Origin of the sequence: Haloarcula pellucida, from assembly GCF_014647235.1 — an archaeon.
Taxonomy (GTDB): domain Archaea; phylum Halobacteriota; class Halobacteria; order Halobacteriales; family Haloarculaceae; genus Haloarcula; species Haloarcula pellucida.
Map to the genome: position 1 here is coordinate 386929 of NZ_BMOU01000004.1, position 22697 is coordinate 409625.

The window sequence follows — 22697 nt, forward strand, 5'->3', positions numbered from 1 at the left end:
ATCGGGCGTGTACGACGGCAGTACGGGCCAGTCTGGCGGTTCAAAGCGATGTTGCGGCGTGGATACGTCTCTCGGTAACAGGAACACCGATCGAAAAGCCGCCGCGCCGGAACGACCCGTCGAGCGGAGTGAGACGCCTCGCGAGTGACGTCGTTCCCCGCTCGTCGTTTACGCGGACCGCACGTCGTCCGGGTCCGGTCTACTCCACGTACCGGTACTTCCGTTCGCCCATCCGCCCCCAGCCGTCGAAGACGAACTCCGATTCGGGTGCAGTGAACTCCTCGACGTCGGCGTTCGTGTCGTGGTTGTGGACGTCGTGAATCTGCTCGTACTCCTCGAACGAGAGGTTGTACCGCTTGCGATTCTGCTCGTCGATGTTCAACTGGGCGATCTCCTCCTCCCAGCCCGGCACGACCGTCTCGGCGTGGACCTCGGCCTGTGCGCCCGACCCGTAGGAGGCGACCAGTAGCTGTTTGTCGGCTAAGTCGCGGCCGTGTTCGCGGGCGTGTTTCAGACCGGCGGCGCGGGCGATGTGGACCGACCCGGTGTACCAGTTCCCGACCTCGCGTGAGATCTCCAGCGTCGGGTCGATAGTGTCGGCGTACCAGTCCTGGTAGCGCTCTGTCTCGGTTAGCGCGTCGGTGTACTCCCGGATAGCGTCGCGGAACGCGTCGTCGGACTCGAAGTCCTCGCGCATCGGTTGGTGGCCGATTTCCTCGGCGACGAGGTCCTCGACGTCGGTGCCGCGGATGATGTGCCGGTAGCCCAGCGCCGCGGCCTTCCGGACCATGCCGGGGAACGGCGTGTGGAACGGAATCAGCGGGTAGTCGTCGGGATGGATGTCGCCGACCTGCGACGCGAAGTCGTCCAGCGCTTCGCGCATCCGTGCCAGATAGACGTTCACCGAGCGCTTGCCGTCGACGGAGGGGAACTGCTGGTTCGGCTTGAGGAAGTCCGTCTCGTCGGCGCTGCCAAAGCCCTGTTCGGTGGAGAGTTCCACGAGGCTCGGGTCCTCGTCGACGAGCATCGCGACGGCGCCGGCCCCCTGCGTGGCCTCGCCGGGGTCGTCGCGGGCGTACAGCGCCGTGTCCGTGGCGATGACGATGGCCGCCCGGCCGCGGTTCCGACCGGCTCGAATCCAGTTGTAAGCGTCGTCTAAGCTCTGTGTGCCCGCGATACAGGCGAACTTCCGCTCGCCCTTGTTCGCGTGGTGGAAGTCGCCGTCGTAGACCTGTTCGAGACAGCCCGCGACGTACGTCGAGACGGGCTTGGAGTTGTCGAAGGAGGACTCCGTCGCCACGTCGATGCGGCCGATGTCCGCCGGTTCGAGCCCCTTGCGCTCCATCAGTCGGTGGGCGGCGTTGGCCGCCATCGTCACGATGTCCTCGTAGACGTCCGGGAACGAGGAGGCGTGCAGCCCCAGCCCCTTCGTGTACTTCCCGGGGTCGTCACCTTGGGCCGGCGCGAACGTCTCGGCGAGGTCCAGCTTCAGTTTCCCTGTCCAGATCTCCATCGCGTCGATACCGACTGCTGTCATAGATTGAGAGTTACGGGGACGGCATATGTGTTTGTCGACTGTGTATTCGACGATCGTCGAATTTCGGAGACGGTAACGACGGTCGATGTCGTCGATCAGGTCTCCTGGAAGTAATAGACGACGTCTCCCCGGTTTTGTAACTCGATGGTGACACGAACGTCCCAGTTGTCCGAACTCGTCACTTTCGTTAGCCCGGTAAAGTCGTACTGGGTGAACGTGTTCCCGCTCGCCGTCCCGAACTGCCCGACGAACACGACCGCGCTACTTCCGCCGCCTGTGGTACTGAGGACCGCGTTCTGGTCTAAGTCGATACGACTGCCGTCTGCCGAGAGCGCTCTGGAAGTCGGGTTGCCGTCAACGTCTTCGTAGCCGTCTGAATCACCGCCAGATATGTCTATCTCGCGCGGCCCGTCGTTGTATATCTCTCCGGACACGCCGTTTCGTGCAGTGATAGAGACGGCCTGAATCCGTGCGAAGTTCGAATCGCTGTTGCTAATCTCGAATTGGACCGCACTGTTACTTCCGGTGGTCGTGAGGCCGCCTTCGTACCGGATGCCGTTCTGGACGCTCGGGGAACTGACCGCGAACGTCGTGCCGGCGGTGTCGGCGTCGCTCCGACTGAGACCGACGGTGTACGGCGAGTTCGCGCCCGACCCCGTGCTGACGCCGGTCAGTTCGAGCGTGATGATGTCGCCGTCTGTCGCCCCGTCAGAGGTGTACTGCAGGACGACGTCACTGCCCTGTTCGAGGAACTGGACGGACCCACCGCCGCCAGCGACGGTGGCGCTCGCACTGCCGTAGTTCACGTCGTCGGCACCCTGTGCGTTCGAGAGGTCGACGTACACCGTCTCGCCGTTCGGGAGCGTAGTCCCGGACGTCGGTGAGAACGATATTTGCTGGGTCTGGCTCCCGGTGTTGGGGTCTAGGTCGTCGACGCTCACGCTGTCGAGGGCCGAGGTACCGGCCCCGCGAGTGACCGAGAAGTCGTCGGTCACGGTGTTACCCGTATCGGCCCGGGTGAACGGCACCGAGTACGGGTTCGACTGGTCGCTCTGGTCGCCGGCGATGACGTCGGTCAGTCTGATGGAGACTTGCGTTCCCGCCGCGACGTCGCTCGACGGGGTGTACTCGATGCGGGTCCGGTCGTCGTCGGACTGAGAGACCCAGGTGGCGGACCCGCCGCCGGCCGAGGCGATGGAAGCCGACCCGTAGTCGACCTGCAACGGACTCACCGTCTGCGGGTCGTCGAGGTTGATGGTGACCGTCGTCCCCGCCGGAAGCGTCGTCGAGGGCGTAAACGTCAGCGTTTGTTCTTGCTTCGCGTTGGGCACCAGTCCAGTGGCCCGCGTGCTACTGAACGAACCGCTGGTGTCGGCGGGCGAGACGGTGTACGTTCGTTCGTAGACCACGCTGTCGACGGTGTACGTCAGCGACACCAGGAGTTGTTCGCCCCGCATGTCGACGTTCGAGGCGGTCCCCGACCCTTCGTCGTAGCGGTAGAACTCATAGAGGTACGCCGTGAACGTCGTCCCGGCGGAGACGCGGGCGTTGTCGGCGTTGATGCGCCCGTCGATGTCGAGGTCGGTCTCGCGCGGGAGCGAAACGCCGTCCCGGCCGGAGAATCCGGAGGAAAACTGGCTGAAGTCGACGTACGCGTCCTGTACGTCGCCGTCCACGTAGTACTCGTTGTCCGTCGGTCCGATGCCCGCCGACTCGTCGGCGAGGGCGTCGATAGTCGTATCAGCCGGTCGGATGTCGATGTCGGTGACGGTTATCTCTTTGTTGTAGGTGTTCTGGAAGGAGAGGTCCACGCCGCCGGGAACGGTGTTGGCGTCGCCGTCGCCGTCCGCGTCGTCGTCGTCTTTCGCCAGCGCCGAGACGAGGGAGACACTCCCCGCTGGGAGACCGGTACTCTCGGACTCGACGGTCACCGTTCGCGTGACGTTCTTCGGGTCCCCGGCGTCGAACGAACCGAGGTTCGGTGTCACCGCTGCGTCGCCGGTGATGGCCTCCGTCGTCGTGAAGTTGAGTTGATGGGGCGTCGTCGCGGTGGGCCCGTCAGTGTTGTACGTGAACGTGACTCGTCCATCTTGGTCGGTACTGCGGGTCGTATCTGCGAACGACCCCGGACTGGAACTGTTGTCGCTGGCCTCGACGGTCACCCCCTCGACGGGGTTGTTGTACGCGTCTCGCACTTCAAGGACGATCTCGGTCTCGCCGCTCTGTGTGACCGTCGCGTCACCCGAGTCGACGACCGTGACGTAGGCGTCCTCCTCGTCGGTGACGCGCGACCCGACGCCGACTTTCGCCATCTGGAGTCGGTAGTCAACACCCGACTCGAACGCAATCGTGACGTTGTTGAACGGCCCGTTCTCGCCGGTCTTGCTCACGCTGGTGACGTAGGCGTCGGGGTCGGTGCCACCGGGATCGTACTCCTCGTCGAGGAGACCTTGGACCTGCGTGGGGGAGAGCCGCGTCAGCAGCGAGACGGATACCGGGTTCGTTCCGTCGTCTGTGACGGTGACGGTGCGGGTCGACTGGCTCACCGGTTCGACGTCCACCGTCGTCGTCCCGCTCGAAGACCTGCCGAGCGACCCGTTCAGCGCGACCAGCGAGATGCGGCGCCCCTCGACGAGCGTCTGTCCCGACAGCGGCAGCGCGTCGCTCCTGAACTGGTTGTACGCGACGGAGTGCTCGTAGTAGGTGGTGGGAGCCGAGCCATAGAGGTTGTAGTTCGGTTCGTAGACCAGCGTACCGGTGTTGTACCGCCGGGGCGACCCGTCCCAGAGGTCACCGGTCTCACCACTCGCGACGGCGTTACTGAGCGTCAGGTCCTTCGAGGCGTCGACGGTGCCGTTCGTCCGCAACGACCCGGACGGCGGCCCCGGGTTGACCGCGACGGCCCGACTCGGGTAGTTCGTCCCGAGTGTCACCGACACCGACGCCGACGACCCGCCGCCGACCTGCGAGACGATGGCGTTTCGCAGGTCCTGCATCTGGGTGTGGACCCGCTGGTTGTGGTTGAACTCAATCTCCTCGTTCTGCTGTGGGACCACGAAGGCCTGATAGCTCGAAAACGCGACGACGAGGACGGCGAACAACAGTACGGCCCCCACCTGGACCGACTGTGCTCTCCGGTCCCCGACCAAATCCATGCAGGGTAGTTGCGGAGTGGTAGGTAAAAACCTGTCCGGTAACTCAGCTCTCGTCTTCCTCTTCGACGACTTCGGGGTCGCTCATCGCCGTCTGGAGGCTGTCGAGGCCGTTGACCCACTCGGAGACGAGGCCGTACTCCAGGTCCTCGGCGACGTCCATCGCGAGTTCGTCGCCGTCGATGATGCGCGTCCCGGCCTGCACGCAGTAGCCAAGCGCCGCGTCGAGGTCTTCTTCGGCCTCGGCGTCCGCTGCGGCACCGACGTAGTCGGCGACCGTCGCCTCTTCGGCGGGACCCTCTGCGACGTACTCCTCGGCGGCGTAGAAGACACAGACCAGCGACGTTTGCACGCCGTCTATCAGCATCAGCGTCTCTTCGTCGTCCATCTCGATGTCGTCGAGGACGATCTCTCTGACCCCGGCGAGTTCGTCCAGCGTCGTCTCTTCGTCTAGCGTGCCGTCCTCGTAGTCGGTGAGTATCTTCGCGATGGCGATAGCGGCATCGTCCTGCAGGTTCAACAGGAGGCGCGCCGAATCCTCGTCTTCGGGGTCGACACCCTCCTCTTCGATGCGGTCGAGCCAGTTCTGCCAGCGTTCCTCGGTGTAATACTCCCCCGGCGGAGTGCTCATACCACTCCGTTCGTGCGCCCGGGGATAATAGCTTCGACAGGCGACGCCTACCGCCGCGTAGCCACCAAACCATCCGGAATCGAACGGGTGGCGGTCCTCGAACGGTTCGACAGGGCCCACCCGCAGTTCTGGGGGATTTATGCGCTTTCGTATGCTATGACACCTCATGTCACAGCGGCGTTCGACGCTCGACGCGCCCGTCGACACCGACCCGACAGTCGTGGGCCGACGGGCGACGCGGGCCGGACTCGCTCTCGCCGCGGCGACGCTACCGCTGGTCGTGGGGACTGTCGCCGGAATGCTCGTGGACGCACCCACGCTCACAGCGGGTGTCGACGCCGTCCTCGCCGCGGCGGGCACGCCGCTCGTCGGTGGATACGGGCGGGCGTGGCTGTTCCACGTCGGCGCGCTCGGCCTGCTCGCGGGGTGCTGGCTGCTCGGGGCCGGCCTCCTGCTAGACGGGTTGTTCGACTAGTCCTCGGCGTCGGCGCTGACCGACCGGACCGGGTCGTCGACCGCTCCGTCGCCTCTGGTCTCGAGCGTCCGCTGTGGGAACGGGATAGCGATGTCTTCCCGGTCGAAGGCCGTCTTGATTTCCCGAACCACAGCCGAGATGGCGCGCCACTTGCGAGGCGGCGTCGGGTGGTCGATCCAGAACCGGAGTTCGAGGACGATGGCCGAATCGCCAAACGACTTGGGGACGACCTGTGGCGGTGGCGAGTCTATGATGTCGTCGACGCGGGCCATCGCATCCTCTGCGGTCTCCATCGCCGTGTCCACGTCGGCGTCGTAGTCGATACCGACGTCGAGGGTCAGTCGTAACAGCCCCTTCTGGCTCCGGTTGGTTATCGCCTGCTCGCTCACCAAGTCGTTCGGCATGACCACGAACTCGCCGTCGAAGTTCTCCAGTCGCGTGTTGAAGATGGTGATGTCTGTGACGATACCCTCCTCGTCGCCGACGACGACCCAGTCGCCGATGGTGAACGGTCGGGAGAACATGAGAACGAACCCGGCGATGAGCGACCCCAGCGTCTGTCGGGCCGCGAAACCGACGACGATACCGAGGAAGCCGGCCCCGACGAGGAGGCCGCCGATGTTGATACCCCAGATGGCGAGGATGGACGCCCCGGCGGTGACGAAGATCGTCACCTGTCCGAGACGGAGCAGAATCTCCTCCTGATGCTCTGTGAAGTCGTCGAGCGCCAGACTCAGGCGGTCGATAGTCCGCTGTAACTGATCCGAGAGGACGAACGCCACCGTGACGAGCAGTGCCGTCTGGAGGGTCCGTAACAGCGTCGGGTCGTCGCTCTCGACGTACGGGCGCAGCGTCCCGGCGACGTCGACGAGGTCCCAGACGACGAGAAAGGAGAGGACGACGAGCAACAGCACCGCCAGTTGTGCCGTCCGCAGGAGGACCCCGCGGAACGACGTCGGCGTATAGGCTGCGAGCCGAGTCAGCCAACCGGACCCTAGCTGGCTGACGGCGAGCGTACGCAGGCGAGCGAGCAGCGCTGGGACGACGACGACGCTGAACACGAGGACGCCGAGCAGGATGGCCGTCGCGACGAGTTGGCCCTCCGACGCCGCGAGCGCTTCGAGTGACTCTTGGAGTGCCTGCACGAAGTCGAGTAGCGACTGTGTGGACCGATCCGCAGCCTCAGTCGTCGTATCCGTCCCCTGCACACCCCCCATATCACCACCGTAGTGACTTGTGTCTTCGTTTCCGATCCGTAGACGGAACGACCGAACCGGCGGTGTGACCACGGAACGGACAGCGAAGCGGTGCCCGTTTAGACGCCGCGGCCCTGCAGTTGCTCCTCTTCGGGCAGGTCGGCGTTGGCGTCGCCTCTCATCCCCTTGCCGACGTTCTTGCTGATCTCGGTGAGTTTCTCGGGGTCGTCCCAGTTGTTGACGGCCTCGACGATGGCGGTGCCCATCGCCTCGGGGTCTTCGGCGCCGAAGATGCCCGAACCGACGAAGATGCCGTCACAGCCGTGGTGCATCATCAGCGCGGCGTCGGCGGGCGTCGCGATGCCGCCGGCGGCGAAGTTGACGACCGGCAGGCGACCCATATCGGCCGTCTCGTGGACGAGGTCGGCGGGGGCCTCGTGCTCGCGAGCCCACTTCTCGCGTTCCTCGTAGTTCATCCCCTCCAGTTTGCGGATGGCGCCCTTGATGTTGCGCTGGTGGTGGACGGCCTGATTCACGTCGCCGGTGCCGGCCTCGCCCTTCGTGCGAATCATCGCCGCACCCTCGTCGATGCGACGGAGCGCTTCCTGTAGGTTGCGAGCGCCACAGACGAACGGCGCAGTGAACTCGCGCTTGTCGATGTGGTACCGGTCGTCGGCCGGTGTCAGCACCTCGCTCTCGTCCAGCATATCGGCGCCCGCGGCTTCGAGTATTTCGGCCTCTTTCGTGTGTCCGATACGGGCTTTGCCCATCACCGGGATGGACACCTCGTCGATGACCGCCTGCAGCGACGCCGGATCGGCCATCCGGGCGACGCCGCCACGCTTGCGGATGTCGGCCGGCACCGCTTCGAGGTTCATCACCGCGACGGCGCCGACGTCCTCGGCGATGCGGGCCTGTTCGGGCGTGACGACGTCCATGATGACGCCGCCCTTCTGCATCTTCGCGAACCCGCGCTTGACGAGGTCAGTACCGCGGCGGAGGTCCTCCAGATCGGTAGCTTCAGGCATTGATCGGGGATTAGGACTGGATTTACTTAACGCGTGTCCTTGGCGGGGACAGGAACGGACGGGCCGGAGTGAGTCCGGCGAACGACGGCCCGTGACGTGCTAGTGGTATTTATCCTCAGCAGATAATCAGTACACAGATGGATATGGAGTGGCCCCCACTCAACTACACAGGACAGATACGGGTCCTCCACGTCGACGACAACGCGAACTTTCTGGAGGTGGCGAGAGCCATGCTCACTCGCCAGTCCGACGCGCTCGACATCGTCTCCGTCACCGACCCGACAGTGGTCACTGACCGACTCACAGAGGGCGACATCGAGTGCGTCGTCTCGGACTACGACATGGGCCCCATCGACGGCCTCGAACTCCTGCGAGAGGTGCGGGAAGACCACCCGGACCTGCCGTTCATCCTGTTTACCGGGAAAGGGAGCGAAGAGGTCGCGAGCGAAGCCATCTCGGCCGGTGTCACAGATTACGTCCAGAAGAGCGGCGACAGCGAGACGTTCGAGATGCTGGAAAACCGCATCGAGAACGCCGTCGACCACGCCCGGACCGAAAACCGTCTCGCGTACGAGAGTAGCCTGCTCGACACTATCTTCGAGCAGGTTCCACACCACATGTACATCAAAGACGCGGCGGGTCGCCACGTCCGAATGAGTCACGCACACGTCGACGACCCCGAGGCGGCCATCGGCAAGACGGACCGCGAACTCTACCCCGGACCCCACTCCGAGGACACCTACGCCGACGACATGTCGGTCATCGAGACGGGCGAACCGATCATCCACAAGGAGGAACAGACCATCGACGAGGTGGGCGAGACGTACAGTTTCGACCATCTCGAAGACAACTACGAGCAAGACGTCGTCACCGACAAGGAGCGGTTCAACGAGTGGGTACTCACCTCCAAGGTGCCGTGGCGCGACGAGGACGGCGACATCGTCGGTCTCATCGGCATCACGTTCGACATCAGCGACCGCAAGCACTACGAGCAGTCGCTGGAACGGCACACCGAGCGCCTCGAACAGTTCCTCGCCGAAGTCGCTCACGACATCCGGTCGCCGCTACAGGTCGCGAGTTCGAACGTCGCGTTGCTACGGGAGACGGGCGCTGACGACGAGCGACTGGACGCTATCGAACGGAGCCACGACCGCATCGCCGCGCTGGCCGACGAACTCGGGAGCTTCGCCAGACACGGCGACGTCGACCCGACGCCGGAACCCGTCGACCTGTCCGAGGCCGTCTCGGAAGCGTGGGCCAGTCACAGCACAGGCGAGGCGACGCTCTCGGTCGGTGACCTCCCGACCGTCGAGGCGGACCCCACCGAACTGAACCGCCTCATCGACAACCTCATCGACAACGCTATCGACCACGCCGGGTCCGACGTGACGGTGGCCGTCGGCCCTCTCGACGACGGAACGGGATTCTTCGTCGCCGACGACGGGCCGGGTATCCCCGAGAGCGACCGTGAGGGGGTATTCGAGACGGGATACACGACCGCCGCCAAGGGGACCGGTCTCGGACTGGCCATCGTCGAGACTGTCGCAGACCGACACGGCTGGACCGTCGCGGTGACCGAGAGCGAGGCGGGCGGCGCGCGGTTCGACATCAGCGTCTGAGCGCGGGTGTACGCTATCCGCCCGACCGCTAGCGTTTTGCCCACGCCATCCCACAGCGGAGACATGGCCACACAGGAGGGCGTCGGTGGGCGCATCGAGGCGATCGTCGCGCGGGTCTTCGACGGGCCAGTGCCCACCACCGAGGGACTCCCACGGTACGTCGCGCCACTTCCCGAGTGGCTCGAAAACGTCGGCTTACGGCTGGCGTGGCCCATCGCGCTGGTCAACCTCGTCGGGACGCTGTTTGGCTTCTGGTACTACGCCGGCCGACCGCTGAACCTCGCGCCGCCGCTCGTCGAGGGGCAACTCGGGGCCGCGCCGTTGCTCGCCTACCCGCTCATCCCCGACTCGCCCGTCGCGACGATGTTCATCGGCCTCTCCTTCGCCGCGTGGCGGCTCGACTGGGACGCCGAGTGGTTGCACATGCTCGCGTTCTTCGGGTGTATCAAACTCGGCCTGTGGACGCCGTTCGTCCAGTTGGTCATCAACGGCCCGGGCGGCATCGCGGCGTGGCTCTACTGGTTTCTCGTCCTCTCGCACGTGGCGATGGCCGTCGAGGCGTTCCTCATCCACCGCTACGCGAGCTTTTCGGTCCCGGCGGTCGCCGTCGCCGTGTTCTGGTACGGCTTCAACGACGTGGTCGACTACTTCGTGCCGGTACTCGGAGGCCCCCACCACACGTGGCTCCGCGGCGAACCGCTGGTGGCGACCTACACGTTCGACCACACCGTCCTCGCGCACGACCTCGCGGCCGGGTGGGCCGTCGTCCTGACCATCGCCGCGACGTTCTGGGCGCTGTCGACGCGGGTCGAGAAGGTAAAGCGCCGGTCAGCGACCGAGTGAGCGGCGCTCAGATAGTGAAGGGGTCGTCTTCGTCGCGCTCCTCTAACACCCACTCCAGTTCCTCGATGGCGCGCAGGATGGCCACTTCGGCCTCGTCCTCCAGTTCCGAGGACGGAGGGTCGTGGCTGTCGTACTCGTCCCGAAGCGCCTCGATGCGGTCCCGTATCGCCGCCTCGTCTTGCATACGCGACCGTACTCGCCGGTCGGCATTGATGCTACTGGTCGCGGCGATGCGCGCGAAGAAGGGCGGCCGAACGCAGTTCGTCGCTTACCGCACGACGACGACGGCGTTCTCCGTCTCGGTCATCTCGCCCTCGCCGGAGTACGTACGAGATTCCTCGACGGCGAACATCTCGGCGTCCAGTTCGAACTCGCCGCCGGCGACGACCAGCGTGTCGCCGTCGATCTCGTAGTCGCCGGCCTCGATGGCGCTGTCGAGTGCGCCGACGTCGCTCCCGAACTCCGGCCCGACGATGGAGTAGTCGAGGTCGATGTCGCTGACCTCGGTGGTGATGTCCGGGGCGTCCTCGAACGTCTCCAGCCGGTCGACGTGCATCGCTTCGGCGATGGCCGCCGCGAACCCTTCGACGTGACCGTACACCTCGACGTGCTCTAAGTCGGCGTTCAGCGGCAGGCCGTTCTCCGTCTTGTAGCGGCGGAGCGCCGAGACGACTTCCATCGCCGTCTCGCCCGCTTCGAGGTCCGCCTCGTAGCCGCCGGCGACGGGCCAGTCGGTCGTGTGGACCGACTCGTCCTCGCCGTAGACTCGGCTCCACAGTTCCTCGGTGATGTGCGGGAGGAACGGCGCGAACAGTTTCAGGAAGGTCCGGTGAGCGGTCAGGAGCGTGTACTCCGTGGACGGGTCGCCGCCGTCCGAGAGGCGCTGTTTGGCGATTTCGAGGTAGTCGTCACAGAAGGTGTTCCAGAAGAACGACCGCAGTTCGTTGCGGGCCTTCGAGAACGCGTAGTCCTCGAACTTCGCCGTCACGGAGTCGATGGTCGCGTCGAGTTCCGCCAGTAGCCAGCGGTCGACGGCCGAGAGGTCGGCCTCGTCGACGTCGCCGACCGCGTCGTGGGCGGGGGTCAACTGGTCGACGAGTCGGGAGGCGTTCCAGAGTTTCTGGAGCAGACGTTCGCCCGCTTCGAGGTCCCCCTCCTTGTACGGGAAGTCGTCGCCGATGGAGGTCCCGGCGGCCCAGTAGCGGGCGGCGTCGACCGGGAAGTTCTCCAGCACCTCGCTGGGCGGGATGACGTTGCCCTTCGATTTGGACATCGCCTCGCGGTTCTCGTCTAGGACCATCCCGTTGACCATGACGTTCTCGAAGGGCACCTCGTCGGTGTGCTCGTAGCACTTGACGACGGTGTGGAACAGCCAGAACGAGATGATGTCGTGGCCCTGCGGGCGCAGATCGAACGGGTACAGTTCCGGCATCTCCATCTCGAAGGTGCCGTCGGTGATGGAGTTGGGTTCGGCCGCGTCGGCGTCGGCGTGCCAATCCCAGCCTGCGTTGACGAGCGGCGTGAGCGAGGAGGTGGCCCACGTGTCGAAGACGTCCTCTTCGGGCGTGAACGTGTCGTGGCCACAGTCCGGACAGCCGTCGACCGGCGGGTCGTCCGAGAGCGGGTCCGCGGGCAGTTGCTCGGGGTCGGCCAGAATCGGCTCACCGCACTCGTCACAGTACCAGACCGGAATCGGGATGCCCGAATCGCGCTGGCGGGAGATACACCAGTCCCACTCTAGCCCCTCTATCCAGTGCTGGTAGCGGCTGTACATCTTCTCGGGGAACCACTCCATGTCGCGGCCGGCCTGCAGGTACTCGTCTTTCTTGTCGAGCAGTTTGATGTACCACTGCTCGGTGACCAGATACTCGACTTCGACGCCACAGCGCTCGTGGACCTGCACGGTGTGCTCGTGGTCGCGCGATTCGAGGAGGTAGCCTTCGACGTCTAAGTCCTCGATGATGGCCGCGCGGGCCTGCGTGGTACTCATGCCCTCGTAGTCGCCGGCCACCTCGGTCATCGTCGCCGATTCGTCGATGGCCAGTCGGAGGTCTAAGTCGTGGGCCTGATACCACTCGATGTCGTTCTGGTCGCCGAACGTACAGCACATGACGAGGCCGCTGCCGGTCTCCATGTCGACGCGCTCGTCGGCGATGATAGGGACCTCCTGGCCGAACAGCGGGACCCGCGCGGTGCCGCCGACGAGGTGCTGGTTCGCGTCGTCGTCGGGGTGGACGAAGACGGAGACACAGGCTGGGAGGAGTTCCGGGCGCGTCGTCGAAATCGTAAAGGTCTCGTCCTCGACGGGGCCGTCGCCGTCCTCGACGAGGTCGAAGGCGATGTCGTTGAACTTCGTCGACTTGTCCTCGTCCTCCTGTTCGACCTGCGAGATGGCCGTCTCGCAGTCCGGACACCAGATGGTCGGCGCGCGCTGGCGGTACTCCCGACCCTGCTCGTAGAGGTCGAGGAAGGACAGTTGTGAGACGCGCTGGACCTCCGGCGCGATGGTCTTGTAGGTGTTGTCCCAGTCGACGGAGATAGCCAAGGATTGAACGTCCTCGGTGAACTCGTCCTCGTAGCGCGTACAGACCTCGCGGCACTTCTCCTGGAACTCGCGGCGCTCGAAGTCCTGGTGGCGGATGTCCAGTTCGCGTTCTGTCAGGCGCTCGGAGGCGATGCCGTTGTCGTCGTAGCCGAAGGGGAAGTAGACGGTGTCGTCGGCCATCCGGTGGTAGCGGGCGACGAAGTCCTGCAGGGTGAACTGATAGAGGTGGCCCATGTGGAGGTTCCCAGACACCGTCGGCGGCGGCGTGTCGATGGTGAATCGGGTGTCGGCGTCGCCGTCGTAGGCGTAGGTGTCCTCGGCGACCCAGTGGTCCTGCCACTTGGGCTCTATCTCGCTGGGGTCGTACTCCCCGTCGATGCTCTCGGACTGGTCGGTTGGCGATTCCTCGGTCGGTGGGTCCTGTGTGTCACTCATGTCTGAACGGCGGCGTGTCGGTCGAAAACGGTGCGGGCGTCGAGAGGTGGTGTTAGTGGGGCGTGGGGGCCCCTACTACGACGGGTACGAGAACGGCTTCGGAGACTGCTCGACGCGCCATTACGTGTATGTGGGCCAACCGGGGGCTAAACGACTTCGGTTTGCTGGTGTCGATACAACTCTTGAGTGTGGGGACGCGAGCAGGGGTCCGAACAGCCAGAAAGTCCCGCCCGATTGGCTGTTCCACGAGGTGGGACGTTCCGATGCTGTCGAAGCACGACGACGTTACCGAATCAATAGACGGTATCTAGGGCAGTTCGTGGTCGCGGTCCTCGGCCGAATGGGCGCGGACCCACAACTCGCCGATACGGGAGAGGCGGGTGCGGTAGGACTTCCCGTGTTCCTCCTGTTCGATGTAGCCCTTGCCGCCGGGGCCGAGTCGGTCGACGTTGTAGATGACCTTCGAGCGGAACGAGTCGGTGTACTCCTCGCCGAGATCGCGGGCCAGTTCCTGGGCCAGTTCCGAGACGGACTCGAACTCGCCGTGTTCGCCCAGTGTGAAGAGGATGACCTCCTCGAACGGCTTGACGTTCGAGAAGGAGGCGACGGGGAGTTCGACGATGTGGGAGCCGTCTATCTCCTTGGCCCCGATGGTAGTGCCGCGTTCGTCGAACTCCTCTAAGAGGTCCAGTGCCGTCGCCAGTCGCTCGTCGACCCGTTCGTCGACGGCCTCACCCTGCTGGAGGTCTTCGAGGAGGGCGACCTGTCGGCGCAGTTCCTCGGCGAGTTCCGTCTCCAGATACTTCTCGGGGACGGTGTAGTAGGTGTGGATGCGGTCCCGGTCGCCCTCGCGTTCGACCATGATGGAGTGGGCGGCCGTCGCGAAGGCAAAGGAGACGGTCCGGGGCATCGCTGAGACGTTGACCCACACCTCGCCCCCGGCGTCGAGTTCCGCGTTGATGAGTTCGAACGCCTGCTCGAAGGCCTCGTCGTAGTCGTAGACGTCGGCGACGACGACGCGTTCGGTCTCGGCCCCCAGCAGGTTGCTGTAGTCTTTCTCCAACTTCTCGGCGAGGTTGCGCGAGTACTCGACGTTGGCCTCCGAACCGACGGCCCCCTCTAAGAGGATGACGCGGTCCACGTCGAGTTGCTCGCGCACCAGCGGCGCGATAAGCCGGTCGTAGTCGAACCCGACCGGGACGATGTGGGTCTGCATACCCAAACTGCCGTCACGGACGGTTATAAACTCCCGTAGACTCCCGCCGCGTCGGCGACGGGCACCGACCGAACAGTTACTTACAGGCGTCGTGGACCGTCTCGCCGTCTTCGTTCGGGCTTCGGGACTCGCCGACGACGATGGGGTCGCCGCAGGCGGCACAGGTCAGCGACGCGCCGGAGGGCGCGCTCTCCGTCGCGGACTCGGTCGTCTCGTCGGCAGTCGATACCACGGCGGTGTCGTCGTCCGACTCGTCCTCGGCGACGCCGACCGACGTGTCGATGTCGAGGGCGTCGTTGACGCCGCAGTACTTCGTGCTCGCGTTGAATCCGAAGACGAGCGCACCGGCACCGGCCAGCAGGCCCCGCATGCGCTTGCCGTTCCGGAACGAGCGAATCGCGGCGATGGTGAGGACCACTGCGAGGGCTGCACGGGCGAGTCTGTCGCGGTCGCCGACGTTCTCTGAAACGTCCATATCGGACCGTCGGCCCGGACGCCCTTGTAGGTTCACATCTCGGCCACGGCGGCCCCGTCCTCACTCGCCGAACGGGTCCTCGTAGCCGTTGCGGACGAAGTATCGCACCCAGTTGCCGTAGGTGCGGTCGGCCGGGTGGTCCGCGACCTGTTCGTACTGGACCGTCCCGGACTCGTCGACGACGTAGGTGGCGGCGATGCCGGTGAGACCGTGACTGGTCTCCTCGGTGCCGCTGTACTGCGCTGCGACATCGCCGTCGGGGTCGGCGAGCAGTTGGAAGTCGAGGTCGAAGCGGTCGCGCATCTCCGTCACCGGCCCGATGGGGTCGGTGACGACGGGCAGGACGTCGACGTCGTCGTTGAACCAGAGGTCGTAGGCGACCTCGCTGAACGTCTGGAGCTGTTCGGCGCAGAAACTGCACCAGTGACCGCGGTTGACGAGAACGACCGTCGGGCCGTCGCCGAGGTGGTCTGAGAGGGAGACGTCTTCACCGCTGGTACTCTGGAGCGTGAAATCCGGCGCTTGCGACTGTTCCAGCGTCATGCAAGCGTCGTTAGCCGCATCGATAGATAACGGGCGTCCGGGTGTGCGACCGGTCGACACAACCGGGTGGTGAGAGACGGCGGAGCAGACGGCCGTCAGTCGGCGTCGACGCCGTCGACCCGGTAGACCGCCGGCTTCTCCTCCGGCGCGGTGGAGGTGACCAGCGAGACGCCGACTGTCAGGACCAATCCGAGCAGGATGCCGACGATACCGGGCGTCCAGCCCGCGTACGCGGTGGGGAGCGCGACGGAGGCGCCGACCACTCCGGCGAGCGTCTCGACGACGGGGAAGACGTGGAAGACGTAGAACACCTGCGCCCCGCCGATACCGGCGTACATCCCGTAGCGGGTGGTGCCCTGCCAGTACAGCGCCAGCGCGACGGGTACCGTCAACTGGGCGAAGCCGCTGAAGGCGGTGTCACCTATCTGGACGAGCGTCCCCGGCGTGTAGAGACTGGCGACGAACGAGAGTGTCGCGAACGCGACGACCCCGATGCGGGCGACCAGCGCCTCCCGTGCGTCCTCCGCGGCCGTCTCGCCCTCGCCGAAGACGCGCTTCAGCGGGCGGTAGACGTCCCGCGTCAGGTACGAGGACCCCGAGAGGAGCATCGAGTCGCTGGAAGACATCATCGCCGCCATCGCGCCGGCGATGACCAGCGCCGCGAACCACGTCGGCGTGTACTGCGCCAGCAGTGCCGGGACGACGTTGCTGCCCTCCGGCACCGTCACGCCGAGGCCGGCGGCCCACGCGCCGAGCATGAACGCCGGCACGAACAGCAGGAGGACGAGGACGGGCCACAGCGCGAACGTCCGCTTCAGCACCGTCTTCGACTCGGCGGCGAAGAACCGCTGGTTTATCTGGGGGAACATCGTCACGCCGAAGGCGATGCTGATGGCCGTCGAGAGCATCCACTGCGGGGAGTAGAGCCCCCCGCCCAGCGCGAGGAACTCGGGGTTCGTCTCGGCGAGCGCCGCGGTGGCTTCGCCCGCGCCGCCGACGGCGGCAAGAATCCACGCGACGGCGACCCAGACTAGCGAGAGCATGAACAGGCCCTGGAGGGTGTCCGTCCACGCGACACCGCGCATCCCGGAGGCGGCGACGTAGACGATCATGAACAGCGTGATGCCGCCCGCGCCGACCCAGAACGGCACCGCCCCCTCCGTGAGGCCGACGATGGCCTGTCCCGCCCCCTTCTGCTGGAGCATCACGTACGGGAACAACCAGACGAGACTGACGCCGGCGACGAGGACCCGGAGCGGCGTCGACCCGAACCGGTCCCCGAGCATCTCCCCTAGCGTGACGTAGCCGTGGCGCTTGCCGACCAGCCACTGCTTGTATCCCAGCACGTACCAGAGGACGGCGAAGATGATGCCGTCCATCAGTCCCATCACGAGGATCCACTCGGGGCCGGCGGCGAACGCGAGGTTCGGCCCGCCGAAGAAGGTAAAGGCCGAGAGGAGGGTGGCAAACGTCGTAAAGAGGAGGACGACGGTGCCGAGCGTCCGACTGGCGAGGTAGTAGTCCTCGGCGCTCCGGTCGGTCAGGCGGTAGGCGACGACGCCTACCGCCAGCGCGACGACCATGTACGCACCGACGATACCCAGTTGGAGGGCGGTGTCGGCCATCTCAGTGCACCCCCTCGACGCCGAGGCCCCAGTCGGTCCGGGCGAAGACGGCGAAGACGACGCTCGCCAGCACCATCCAGCCAATGTGCCACCAGAGCCACACCGGCAGTCCGAACGCGACACCCGCACTGCCCCAGAGGAACCACGGGACGGCCAGCGCCATCAGGACGACGGCGACGACTGTCCAGCCGACGGTTCGTGCGACGCTCATATCGACGCATGGTACACACTGGCGATACTAATGGGTATCGAACCTTCACAGCGAAGTTATGAAGAGTTTTTCTCTTCAGTACACGCGGGTCCCCGGTTCGACGTCGCGCTCGGTCGTCAGGTGGACCACGCCGTCCCCGCCGTCGACGCCGGTGACCAGACACTCGCTCTCGAACCCGGCGATAGAGACGGTGCCGAGGTTGACGACGGCGACGACCTGCGCGCCCAGCAAGTCCTCGTGGTCGTAGTAGTCGGTGAGGCCCGCCGCCGACTGCAGGGTCTCCTCGCCGAAGTCCACTTCGAGCTTGTAGACGTCCTTTCGCGCCTCGGGGAAGTCCGCCACGTCGACGACTTCGCCGACGCGCATCTCCACGTCTTCGAGGAACCGTGCCGGGTCGATGCTCGCTTCGCTGAATCCCATGGGACCGTATTGTGGGGCCGGTTATATGACAGTCGCGCCGGCAGAGGAAGGTATGCACACGGCAGTCCAGTTGTGGACGCTCCGGAACCTCGACGTCTCGACGCCGGCGCTGCTCGACCGGGTCGCCGCCGCCGGGTACGACGGCGTCGAGTTCGCCGGCATCGAGGACCCGCCGGAGACCGCCCGAGCGATGGACGAGGTGGGACTGGTGGCGGCCGGCGCGCACGTCGACGCCGACGAACTCAGGGCGGACCCGGCGGGCGTCGCCGCCGAACTCGATACGCTCGGCGTCCCGTCCGTCGTCGTCCCGTATCTCGACCCGGACCACTTCATAGACACGGCGACCGTCGACGAGACGGCCGCGATGCTCGACGCCCTCGCAAGCGAGTTCGACCGGCCGCTCCTCTACCACAACCACGACCACGAGTTCGTCCCCGTGGGGACCGAGACGGCGTTCGACCGCCTCGTCGCGGAGACGGCCGTCGGGTTCGAACTCGACGTGGGGTGGGCGGAGGCGGCGGGCCGCGACCCCGCGGCGCTCCTCTCGGACCTCGCAGGCCGCGCCCCGGTCGTCCACCTGAAAGACGTGACCGCCGCGGGCGAACCGACCGAACTCGGCGAGGGCGTCGTCGACCTGCCCGGGGTCGTCAAGGCCGCCCGCGACGCCGGCACGGAGTGGCTGGTCTTCGAACACGACGACCCCGCGGACCCGATGGCCTCGGTGGAGAACGGTATCGAGGTCGTAGAGCGCGTACTTGAGCAGTGACCGGCGTCGCTGCGTGGGACTAACCACCAGACAGACCCGCGACGCCAATTATTTGGAGCGCCGTCGCCAACGTAAGCATAGTGACAGCGGTCTGTCGCCACTCTCTGCGACGGACCGGGAGTCCGGGATAATGCACGACACAGCGAAATATTTGATACACGCGGACATTACCGCCGCCGGCGTCGTCGAGCGAAGCGACGTCGTCGGCGCGGTGTTCGGACAGACCGAAGGGTTGCTCGGCGAGGAACTGGATCTTCGGGACTTACAGGACTCGAAGAAGGTCGGCCGCATCGACGTGGAGATACGCTCCGAAAGCGGCCAGTCGTTCGGCCAGATAACCGTCGCGAGCGGCCTCGACAAGGTCGAGACGGCCATCCTCGCGGCGGCCCTAGAGACCATCGAGCAAATCGGCCCCTGCCGGGCCGAGATAGCCGTCTCGGACATCGAAGACGTCCGGAGCGCCAAACGACGGGAAGTGGTCGACCGGGCGACGGAGTTGCTGGCCGCCTTCGAGGAGCAGTCCGTCCAGACCGAGGACATCGTCGAGACGGTGCGACAGCGTGCCCGCGTCGAGGACATCACGGAGTACGAGGGCCTCCCCGCCGGCCCACGGGTCGCCGACTCCGACGCCATCGTCGTCGTCGAGGGGCGCTCGGACGTCCTGCAACTGCTGAAGTACGGCGTGAAGAACGCCATCGCCGTCGAGGGGACCGACGTCCCCGAGGCCGTCGCCGAGTTGACGAACGACCGGACCGTGACGGCCTTCCTCGACGGCGACAGGGGCGGCGACCTCATCCTGAAGGAACTGGCACAGGTCGGGCAGGTTGACTACGTGGCCGTCGCGCCGCGGGGCCACTCGGTCGAGGACCTCTCGCGCGGCGAGGCGATGAAGGCGCTCCGGGACAAGGTGCCCTACGACACCGTCGCCGACGCGGACTCCCCGGAAGCCGCCCTCGAAGCAGTCGAAACGAGCGCCGACGGGGCGGGCACCGTCGACGGGTCACAGACGGGCGCGGACGAGACGGTCGCCGAGTCTGCAGCGGCGGTCAGCAGACCCGACCCGGTCTCGCCGTCGCCGGACGAGCGAGTAGCGGCCGCGACGGGCGGGCAGGAGACGGCGACGCCCAACGAGGACGACTCGGCGGGCGACGAAGACGCCACCGAGGAGGAGACGGCGGACCCAGCCGGGCTCTCGGACCACGTCGACGCCGTCATCCGGAGCGAGAGTGGCACCGTCCGACTGCTCGACGAGGACCTGACCGTCCTCGCCGAGGGCGACGCCGACGACGTCGTCTCGCTCGTCGAGTCGTGCGACGGCGTCCCCCGGACCATCGTCTTAGACGACATCTGCTCGCAGAAAGTGGTAGACGTCGCCGCCCAGCGCGGTGTCGACGTCGTCGTCGCGACCGGCGACGGCGAGTACGTCAAGCAACCGACGAGCGTGCAGGTCCGAACCGTCGGCTAGAGGTCCAGTACCATGAGGACGCCGTCGCCGTCGTCGTAGTGGTCCGGGAGGTGGTCGGTGACCGAGAAGCCGAACCGCTCGTAGAACGACCGGACGCGTTCCTCGTCGGCCCGAGCGGTGAGTCGAAGCGTCTCGAACCCCTCCGAGCGAAGGGTGTCGAGCAGGCCGTCCATCAGCCGCGTGCCGTGACCCTGTCCCTGTGCCGGCGGCGCGACGGCGAACTCCGCGAGGTAGGCGACGGGGTGGTCCGGGACGGCGAGTGCGTACGCTATCGGGCCGTTCTCGTCGAGGACGAGGACCAGCGGCGGCCCGTCGATTGCGACGTCGAGCAGGCCCGGCCACGGGTGGTCGAGCGCGGCCGACTGGATGGCGCTGAGGCGGTCGTGGTCCGCGTCGCTGGCCGGACGAATCATACCAGCGCGAGGCCCACGGCGACGGCGACGCCGGTGAGAGCCGCCGCGAGCGTCGCCAGCGCGTTGACGCCCTGATTGCCGACGACGGTGCCTTCGACGGTCGCTCCGAGGAGGCTGTCGACGGTCATCCCGACGAACCCACAGACCAGAATCACCGCCGCGCCAACTGACCCGACGGTGCCGATGGTAACGGCAGCGATACCGGCGATGATGCCCGACCCCACGAGGCCGGCGACGACGCCCTGCCACGTGACGCCACCGTCGGTGCCGGGTTCGACCGGCTGGAGCGTGGTGATGAGTCGGGGGTTGTCGTAGAGGCCGCCGAACTCGCTGGAGAAGGTGTCGGTCATGGCGGCGGCGACGGCGCCGGCGAAGGCATAGAGGAACAACGTCGGGTCGACGGCGGTGTGGCTCGGACTGGCCGCCCACGCGAGGACGGCGACCAGCGCGACGATGGAGTTCGCGAGGACGTTCCCGCTCCCGCGGGCCCCCTCGTTCTCCTCGGCGATGCCGCGGTCTTTCTTTTCCTCGTAGCGGTACTTCGTCGAGAGACCGCCGAGGCCGAAGAAGGTGATGAGCATCGCGAACCAGCCGTACCCGCCCAGCACGATGGTCAGCAGCGAGAGGAGGACGCCGGTAAGCATGCCGGGTAAGGAGGCCGTATCCAGCGCGTACGCGACGTACCCGAGGACGGCCGAGATACCCAGTGCGACGAACACGCGCTGGGAGGCCACCGACGGGTCGAGTTCGAAGAACAGCCACAGCAACAACCCGACCGAGAGCATCACCAGCGGGTCGTCACGCTCGAACAGCACCGACCGGAGCAGCGCGGCGACGAGGGCACCGCTGGCGGCGAGAAACAGCGCGTCGGGCCACGCGACCGTGGCGCCCTGCAAGCGGGCGGCCCCCAACTGCGCGGCGACGCCGGTGGCGAATCCGCTGACGACGAACCCGGCGGACGCGACGACCTCGTCGGTCCGAACCCGAGCGGCCAGTCGCTGGCCGAGGTTGCCGTAGGCGACGATGACGACGGTGCCGACGAACACCCAGACGGGGAGTCCGAACTGGACCGCTATCAGGGCGAGGCCGGCCGCGGCGAGCGCGAAGGCCGCGAGGCCGTACAGTTTGCCGTCCTCGTAGTCCCCGGGGCGGGCGAACAACTCGAACAGCGCCGACCCCTGATCGACGACGGTCATGGCGAGTACCGCGACGAGCACGAACGGGGCCGTCGCGGCGACAGTCGCGAGCGCCGGCGACTGGATGCGGGTCGCGGCCGGCACGACGAACGCTAGCGTCCCGACCGCAGCGAACGCCCCAGCACGTCGGACTGTCGAAGTCACGTCCCGCCGGTATCCCCGAGAGCCACTTACCCTTTCCGAACTTGCGGGCTATCCGTCAGTACGTTGTGAACACGTCCGCAGGCCGACGGTCCCGGACCGTGAAGTTTAGGCGAGCGGTCGGTGTACCCGTCGTCGTGGGCCTCTACGATAGGTACCTCGCCACCCGACTGCGGATGAGCGACGCCGACCTCCCGGAGACGGTGGCACTCGTCATCACCGAGCGAGATCTGTTGACGGACGGCGCCTACACCACCTTAGAGCGATTCTTCGACTGGGCGGTCCAGTACGAGGCCGATACTGTCGTGGTGTACGTGAGCGTCCTCGACGAGGACGTGGTGCCGACGATTCGTCGGGAACTGGCCGACCTGCGTGCGCCGAAGCCGATCGCGATCCGCGGGCCGGACGACGAGACGGTCGCCGACGCGCCGATACAGATATCCATCGGCCTCGGCGGCCAGTCGGAGTTCGCCACGGCCGTCCAGAAACTCGCCGAGGACGTCGAGGCCGGCACGCTCGCCCCCGAGGATATCGACGAGGCCGCCGTCGAAGACCACCTCGTCTTCCCGACGGACCCGGACCTCGTCATCAAGACGGGCGCTGAACGGCTCTCGGACTTCATGATCTGGCAGTCGGTGTACTCCGAACTGTACTTCACCGACGTGAACTGGCAGAACTTCCGGCGTCGGGACTACTTACGGGCGTTGCGGGACTATCAGGAGCGCCAGCGGCGATTTGGCCGGTAGGACGAATCCTGCCGAGCGT

21 protein-coding genes are annotated in these 22697 nt (G+C 66.1%); 6 read left to right on the top strand and 15 right to left on the bottom strand.

Features of this window, described 5'->3' with window-relative positions:
- Nucleotides 1-199: 199 nt before the first annotated feature.
- From hmgB to IEY28_RS14140, 3 genes are all read right to left on the bottom strand, one after another.
- Nucleotides 200-1537 (bottom strand): hydroxymethylglutaryl-CoA synthase, encoded by a 1338-nt coding sequence (gene hmgB, locus IEY28_RS14130; RefSeq protein ID WP_188998924.1) that lies wholly within the window; start codon nt 1535-1537, stop codon nt 200-202.
- Nucleotides 1538-1632: 95 nt separating this feature from the next.
- Nucleotides 1633-4692, bottom strand: coding sequence for a hypothetical protein (locus IEY28_RS14135; protein WP_188998926.1), 3060 nt, complete (start codon nt 4690-4692; stop codon nt 1633-1635).
- A gap of 43 nt (nt 4693-4735) precedes the next feature.
- Nucleotides 4736-5320, bottom strand: a complete 585-nt coding sequence (locus tag IEY28_RS14140; protein WP_188998929.1) for a DUF2150 family protein — start codon at nt 5318-5320, stop codon at nt 4736-4738.
- A 166-nt stretch (nt 5321-5486) separates the two neighbouring features.
- Here IEY28_RS14140 and IEY28_RS14145 point away from each other — a divergent pair, with 166 nt between their 5' ends.
- Nucleotides 5487-5795, top strand: a complete 309-nt coding sequence (locus IEY28_RS14145) for a hypothetical protein (protein WP_188998932.1) — start codon at nt 5487-5489, stop codon at nt 5793-5795.
- Here IEY28_RS14145 and IEY28_RS14150 read toward each other — a convergent pair.
- Together IEY28_RS14150 and pdxS are read right to left on the bottom strand one after the other, a co-directional pair.
- Complete coding sequence (locus IEY28_RS14150; RefSeq protein ID WP_229783147.1) at nt 5792-7003, bottom strand: mechanosensitive ion channel family protein; 1212 nt, start codon at nt 7001-7003, stop codon at nt 5792-5794. The genes IEY28_RS14145 and IEY28_RS14150 overlap by 4 nt on opposite strands.
- A gap of 107 nt (nt 7004-7110) precedes the next feature.
- Nucleotides 7111-8019: a pyridoxal 5'-phosphate synthase lyase subunit PdxS gene (gene pdxS, locus IEY28_RS14155; protein ID WP_188998938.1), complete on the bottom strand. Its 909-nt coding sequence runs from the start codon at nt 8017-8019 to the stop codon at nt 7111-7113.
- A gap of 143 nt (nt 8020-8162) precedes the next feature.
- Between pdxS and IEY28_RS14160 the strand changes: the two genes are divergently transcribed.
- Both IEY28_RS14160 and IEY28_RS14165 read left to right on the top strand, forming a co-directional pair.
- Nucleotides 8163-9638 carry an ATP-binding response regulator gene (locus IEY28_RS14160; protein ID WP_188998941.1) on the top strand — a complete coding sequence of 492 codons (1476 nt, stop codon included), beginning with the start codon at nt 8163-8165 and terminating at the stop codon, nt 9636-9638.
- A 63-nt stretch (nt 9639-9701) separates the two neighbouring features.
- Nucleotides 9702-10481 carry a DUF1405 domain-containing protein gene (locus tag IEY28_RS14165; protein WP_188998944.1) on the top strand — a complete coding sequence of 260 codons (780 nt, stop codon included), beginning with the start codon at nt 9702-9704 and terminating at the stop codon, nt 10479-10481.
- Between the two features lie 7 nt (nt 10482-10488).
- Here IEY28_RS14165 and IEY28_RS14170 read toward each other — a convergent pair whose 3' ends face one another.
- From IEY28_RS14170 to IEY28_RS14205, 8 genes are all read right to left on the bottom strand, one after another.
- Nucleotides 10489-10665, bottom strand: a complete 177-nt coding sequence (locus tag IEY28_RS14170; RefSeq protein ID WP_166971775.1) for a hypothetical protein — start codon at nt 10663-10665, stop codon at nt 10489-10491.
- Nucleotides 10666-10749: 84 nt separating this feature from the next.
- Nucleotides 10750-13461, bottom strand: coding sequence for a valine--tRNA ligase (locus IEY28_RS14175; RefSeq protein ID WP_188998947.1), 2712 nt, complete (start codon nt 13459-13461; stop codon nt 10750-10752).
- Nucleotides 13462-13768: 307 nt separating this feature from the next.
- A complete protein-coding gene (locus IEY28_RS14180) occupies nt 13769-14677 on the bottom strand; it encodes an HFX_2341 family transcriptional regulator (RefSeq protein ID WP_188998950.1) in 909 nt (302 codons plus the stop codon).
- A 76-nt stretch (nt 14678-14753) separates the two neighbouring features.
- Nucleotides 14754-15152, bottom strand: coding sequence for a YgaP family membrane protein (locus tag IEY28_RS14185; RefSeq protein ID WP_188998953.1), 399 nt, complete (start codon nt 15150-15152; stop codon nt 14754-14756).
- A gap of 60 nt (nt 15153-15212) precedes the next feature.
- Nucleotides 15213-15695, bottom strand: coding sequence for a peroxiredoxin family protein (locus tag IEY28_RS14190; protein WP_188998956.1), 483 nt, complete (start codon nt 15693-15695; stop codon nt 15213-15215).
- 95 nt (nt 15696-15790) lie between these two features.
- Entirely contained in the window at nt 15791-17320 is a 1530-nt protein-coding gene (locus IEY28_RS14195; RefSeq protein WP_188998959.1) for a sodium:solute symporter family protein, read from the bottom strand.
- Between the two features lies 1 nt (nt 17321).
- Nucleotides 17322-17531 carry a DUF3311 domain-containing protein gene (locus IEY28_RS14200; RefSeq protein ID WP_188998962.1) on the bottom strand — a complete coding sequence of 70 codons (210 nt, stop codon included), beginning with the start codon at nt 17529-17531 and terminating at the stop codon, nt 17322-17324.
- Nucleotides 17532-17606: 75 nt separating this feature from the next.
- Complete coding sequence (locus IEY28_RS14205; RefSeq protein WP_166971789.1) at nt 17607-17951, bottom strand: tRNA-binding protein; 345 nt, start codon at nt 17949-17951, stop codon at nt 17607-17609.
- Nucleotides 17952-18003: 52 nt separating this feature from the next.
- Between IEY28_RS14205 and IEY28_RS14210 the strand changes: the two genes are divergently transcribed.
- Both IEY28_RS14210 and dnaG read left to right on the top strand, forming a co-directional pair.
- A complete protein-coding gene (locus tag IEY28_RS14210; RefSeq protein WP_188998965.1) occupies nt 18004-18717 on the top strand; it encodes a sugar phosphate isomerase/epimerase family protein in 714 nt (237 codons plus the stop codon).
- A 130-nt stretch (nt 18718-18847) separates the two neighbouring features.
- Nucleotides 18848-20182: a DNA primase DnaG gene (gene dnaG / locus IEY28_RS14215; protein ID WP_188998969.1), complete on the top strand. Its 1335-nt coding sequence runs from the start codon at nt 18848-18850 to the stop codon at nt 20180-20182.
- Here the strand turns inward: dnaG and IEY28_RS14220 are convergent.
- Both IEY28_RS14220 and IEY28_RS14225 read right to left on the bottom strand, forming a co-directional pair.
- Nucleotides 20179-20595 (bottom strand): GNAT family N-acetyltransferase, encoded by a 417-nt coding sequence (locus IEY28_RS14220; protein ID WP_188998972.1) that lies wholly within the window; start codon nt 20593-20595, stop codon nt 20179-20181. The genes dnaG and IEY28_RS14220 overlap by 4 nt on opposite strands.
- Entirely contained in the window at nt 20592-21935 is a 1344-nt protein-coding gene (locus IEY28_RS14225) for a DUF92 domain-containing protein (protein WP_188998975.1), read from the bottom strand. The genes IEY28_RS14220 and IEY28_RS14225 overlap by 4 nt, the downstream gene beginning before the upstream one ends.
- A 134-nt stretch (nt 21936-22069) precedes the next feature.
- On the opposite strand from IEY28_RS14225, the gene IEY28_RS14230 reads away from it, so the two are divergent.
- Entirely contained in the window at nt 22070-22678 is a 609-nt protein-coding gene (locus tag IEY28_RS14230; protein ID WP_188998979.1) for an undecaprenyl diphosphate synthase family protein, read from the top strand.
- Nucleotides 22679-22697: the final 19 nt, after the last annotated feature.

Coding starts and splice junctions, on each gene's coding strand:
- hmgB (WP_188998924.1), bottom strand. CDS start 1,537: ATGACAGCAGTCGGTATCGACGCGATGGAGATCTGGACAGGGAAACTG.
- IEY28_RS14135 (WP_188998926.1), bottom strand. CDS start 4,692: ATGGATTTGGTCGGGGACCGGAGAGCACAGTCGGTCCAGGTGGGGGCC.
- IEY28_RS14140 (WP_188998929.1), bottom strand. CDS start 5,320: ATGAGCACTCCGCCGGGGGAGTATTACACCGAGGAACGCTGGCAGAAC.
- IEY28_RS14145 (WP_188998932.1), top strand. CDS start 5,487: ATGTCACAGCGGCGTTCGACGCTCGACGCGCCCGTCGACACCGACCCG.
- pdxS (WP_188998938.1), bottom strand. CDS start 8,019: ATGCCTGAAGCTACCGATCTGGAGGACCTCCGCCGCGGTACTGACCTC.
- IEY28_RS14160 (WP_188998941.1), top strand. CDS start 8,163: ATGGAGTGGCCCCCACTCAACTACACAGGACAGATACGGGTCCTCCAC.
- IEY28_RS14165 (WP_188998944.1), top strand. CDS start 9,702: ATGGCCACACAGGAGGGCGTCGGTGGGCGCATCGAGGCGATCGTCGCG.
- IEY28_RS14170 (WP_166971775.1), bottom strand. CDS start 10,665: ATGCAAGACGAGGCGGCGATACGGGACCGCATCGAGGCGCTTCGGGAC.
- IEY28_RS14175 (WP_188998947.1), bottom strand. CDS start 13,461: ATGAGTGACACACAGGACCCACCGACCGAGGAATCGCCAACCGACCAG.
- IEY28_RS14180 (WP_188998950.1), bottom strand. CDS start 14,677: ATGCAGACCCACATCGTCCCGGTCGGGTTCGACTACGACCGGCTTATC.
- IEY28_RS14185 (WP_188998953.1), bottom strand. CDS start 15,152: ATGGACGTTTCAGAGAACGTCGGCGACCGCGACAGACTCGCCCGTGCA.
- IEY28_RS14190 (WP_188998956.1), bottom strand. CDS start 15,695: ATGACGCTGGAACAGTCGCAAGCGCCGGATTTCACGCTCCAGAGTACC.
- IEY28_RS14195 (WP_188998959.1), bottom strand. CDS start 17,320: ATGGCCGACACCGCCCTCCAACTGGGTATCGTCGGTGCGTACATGGTC.
- IEY28_RS14200 (WP_188998962.1), bottom strand. CDS start 17,531: ATGAGCGTCGCACGAACCGTCGGCTGGACAGTCGTCGCCGTCGTCCTG.
- IEY28_RS14205 (WP_166971789.1), bottom strand. CDS start 17,951: ATGGGATTCAGCGAAGCGAGCATCGACCCGGCACGGTTCCTCGAAGAC.
- IEY28_RS14210 (WP_188998965.1), top strand. CDS start 18,004: ATGCACACGGCAGTCCAGTTGTGGACGCTCCGGAACCTCGACGTCTCG.
- dnaG (WP_188998969.1), top strand. CDS start 18,848: ATGCACGACACAGCGAAATATTTGATACACGCGGACATTACCGCCGCC.
- IEY28_RS14220 (WP_188998972.1), bottom strand. CDS start 20,595: ATGATTCGTCCGGCCAGCGACGCGGACCACGACCGCCTCAGCGCCATC.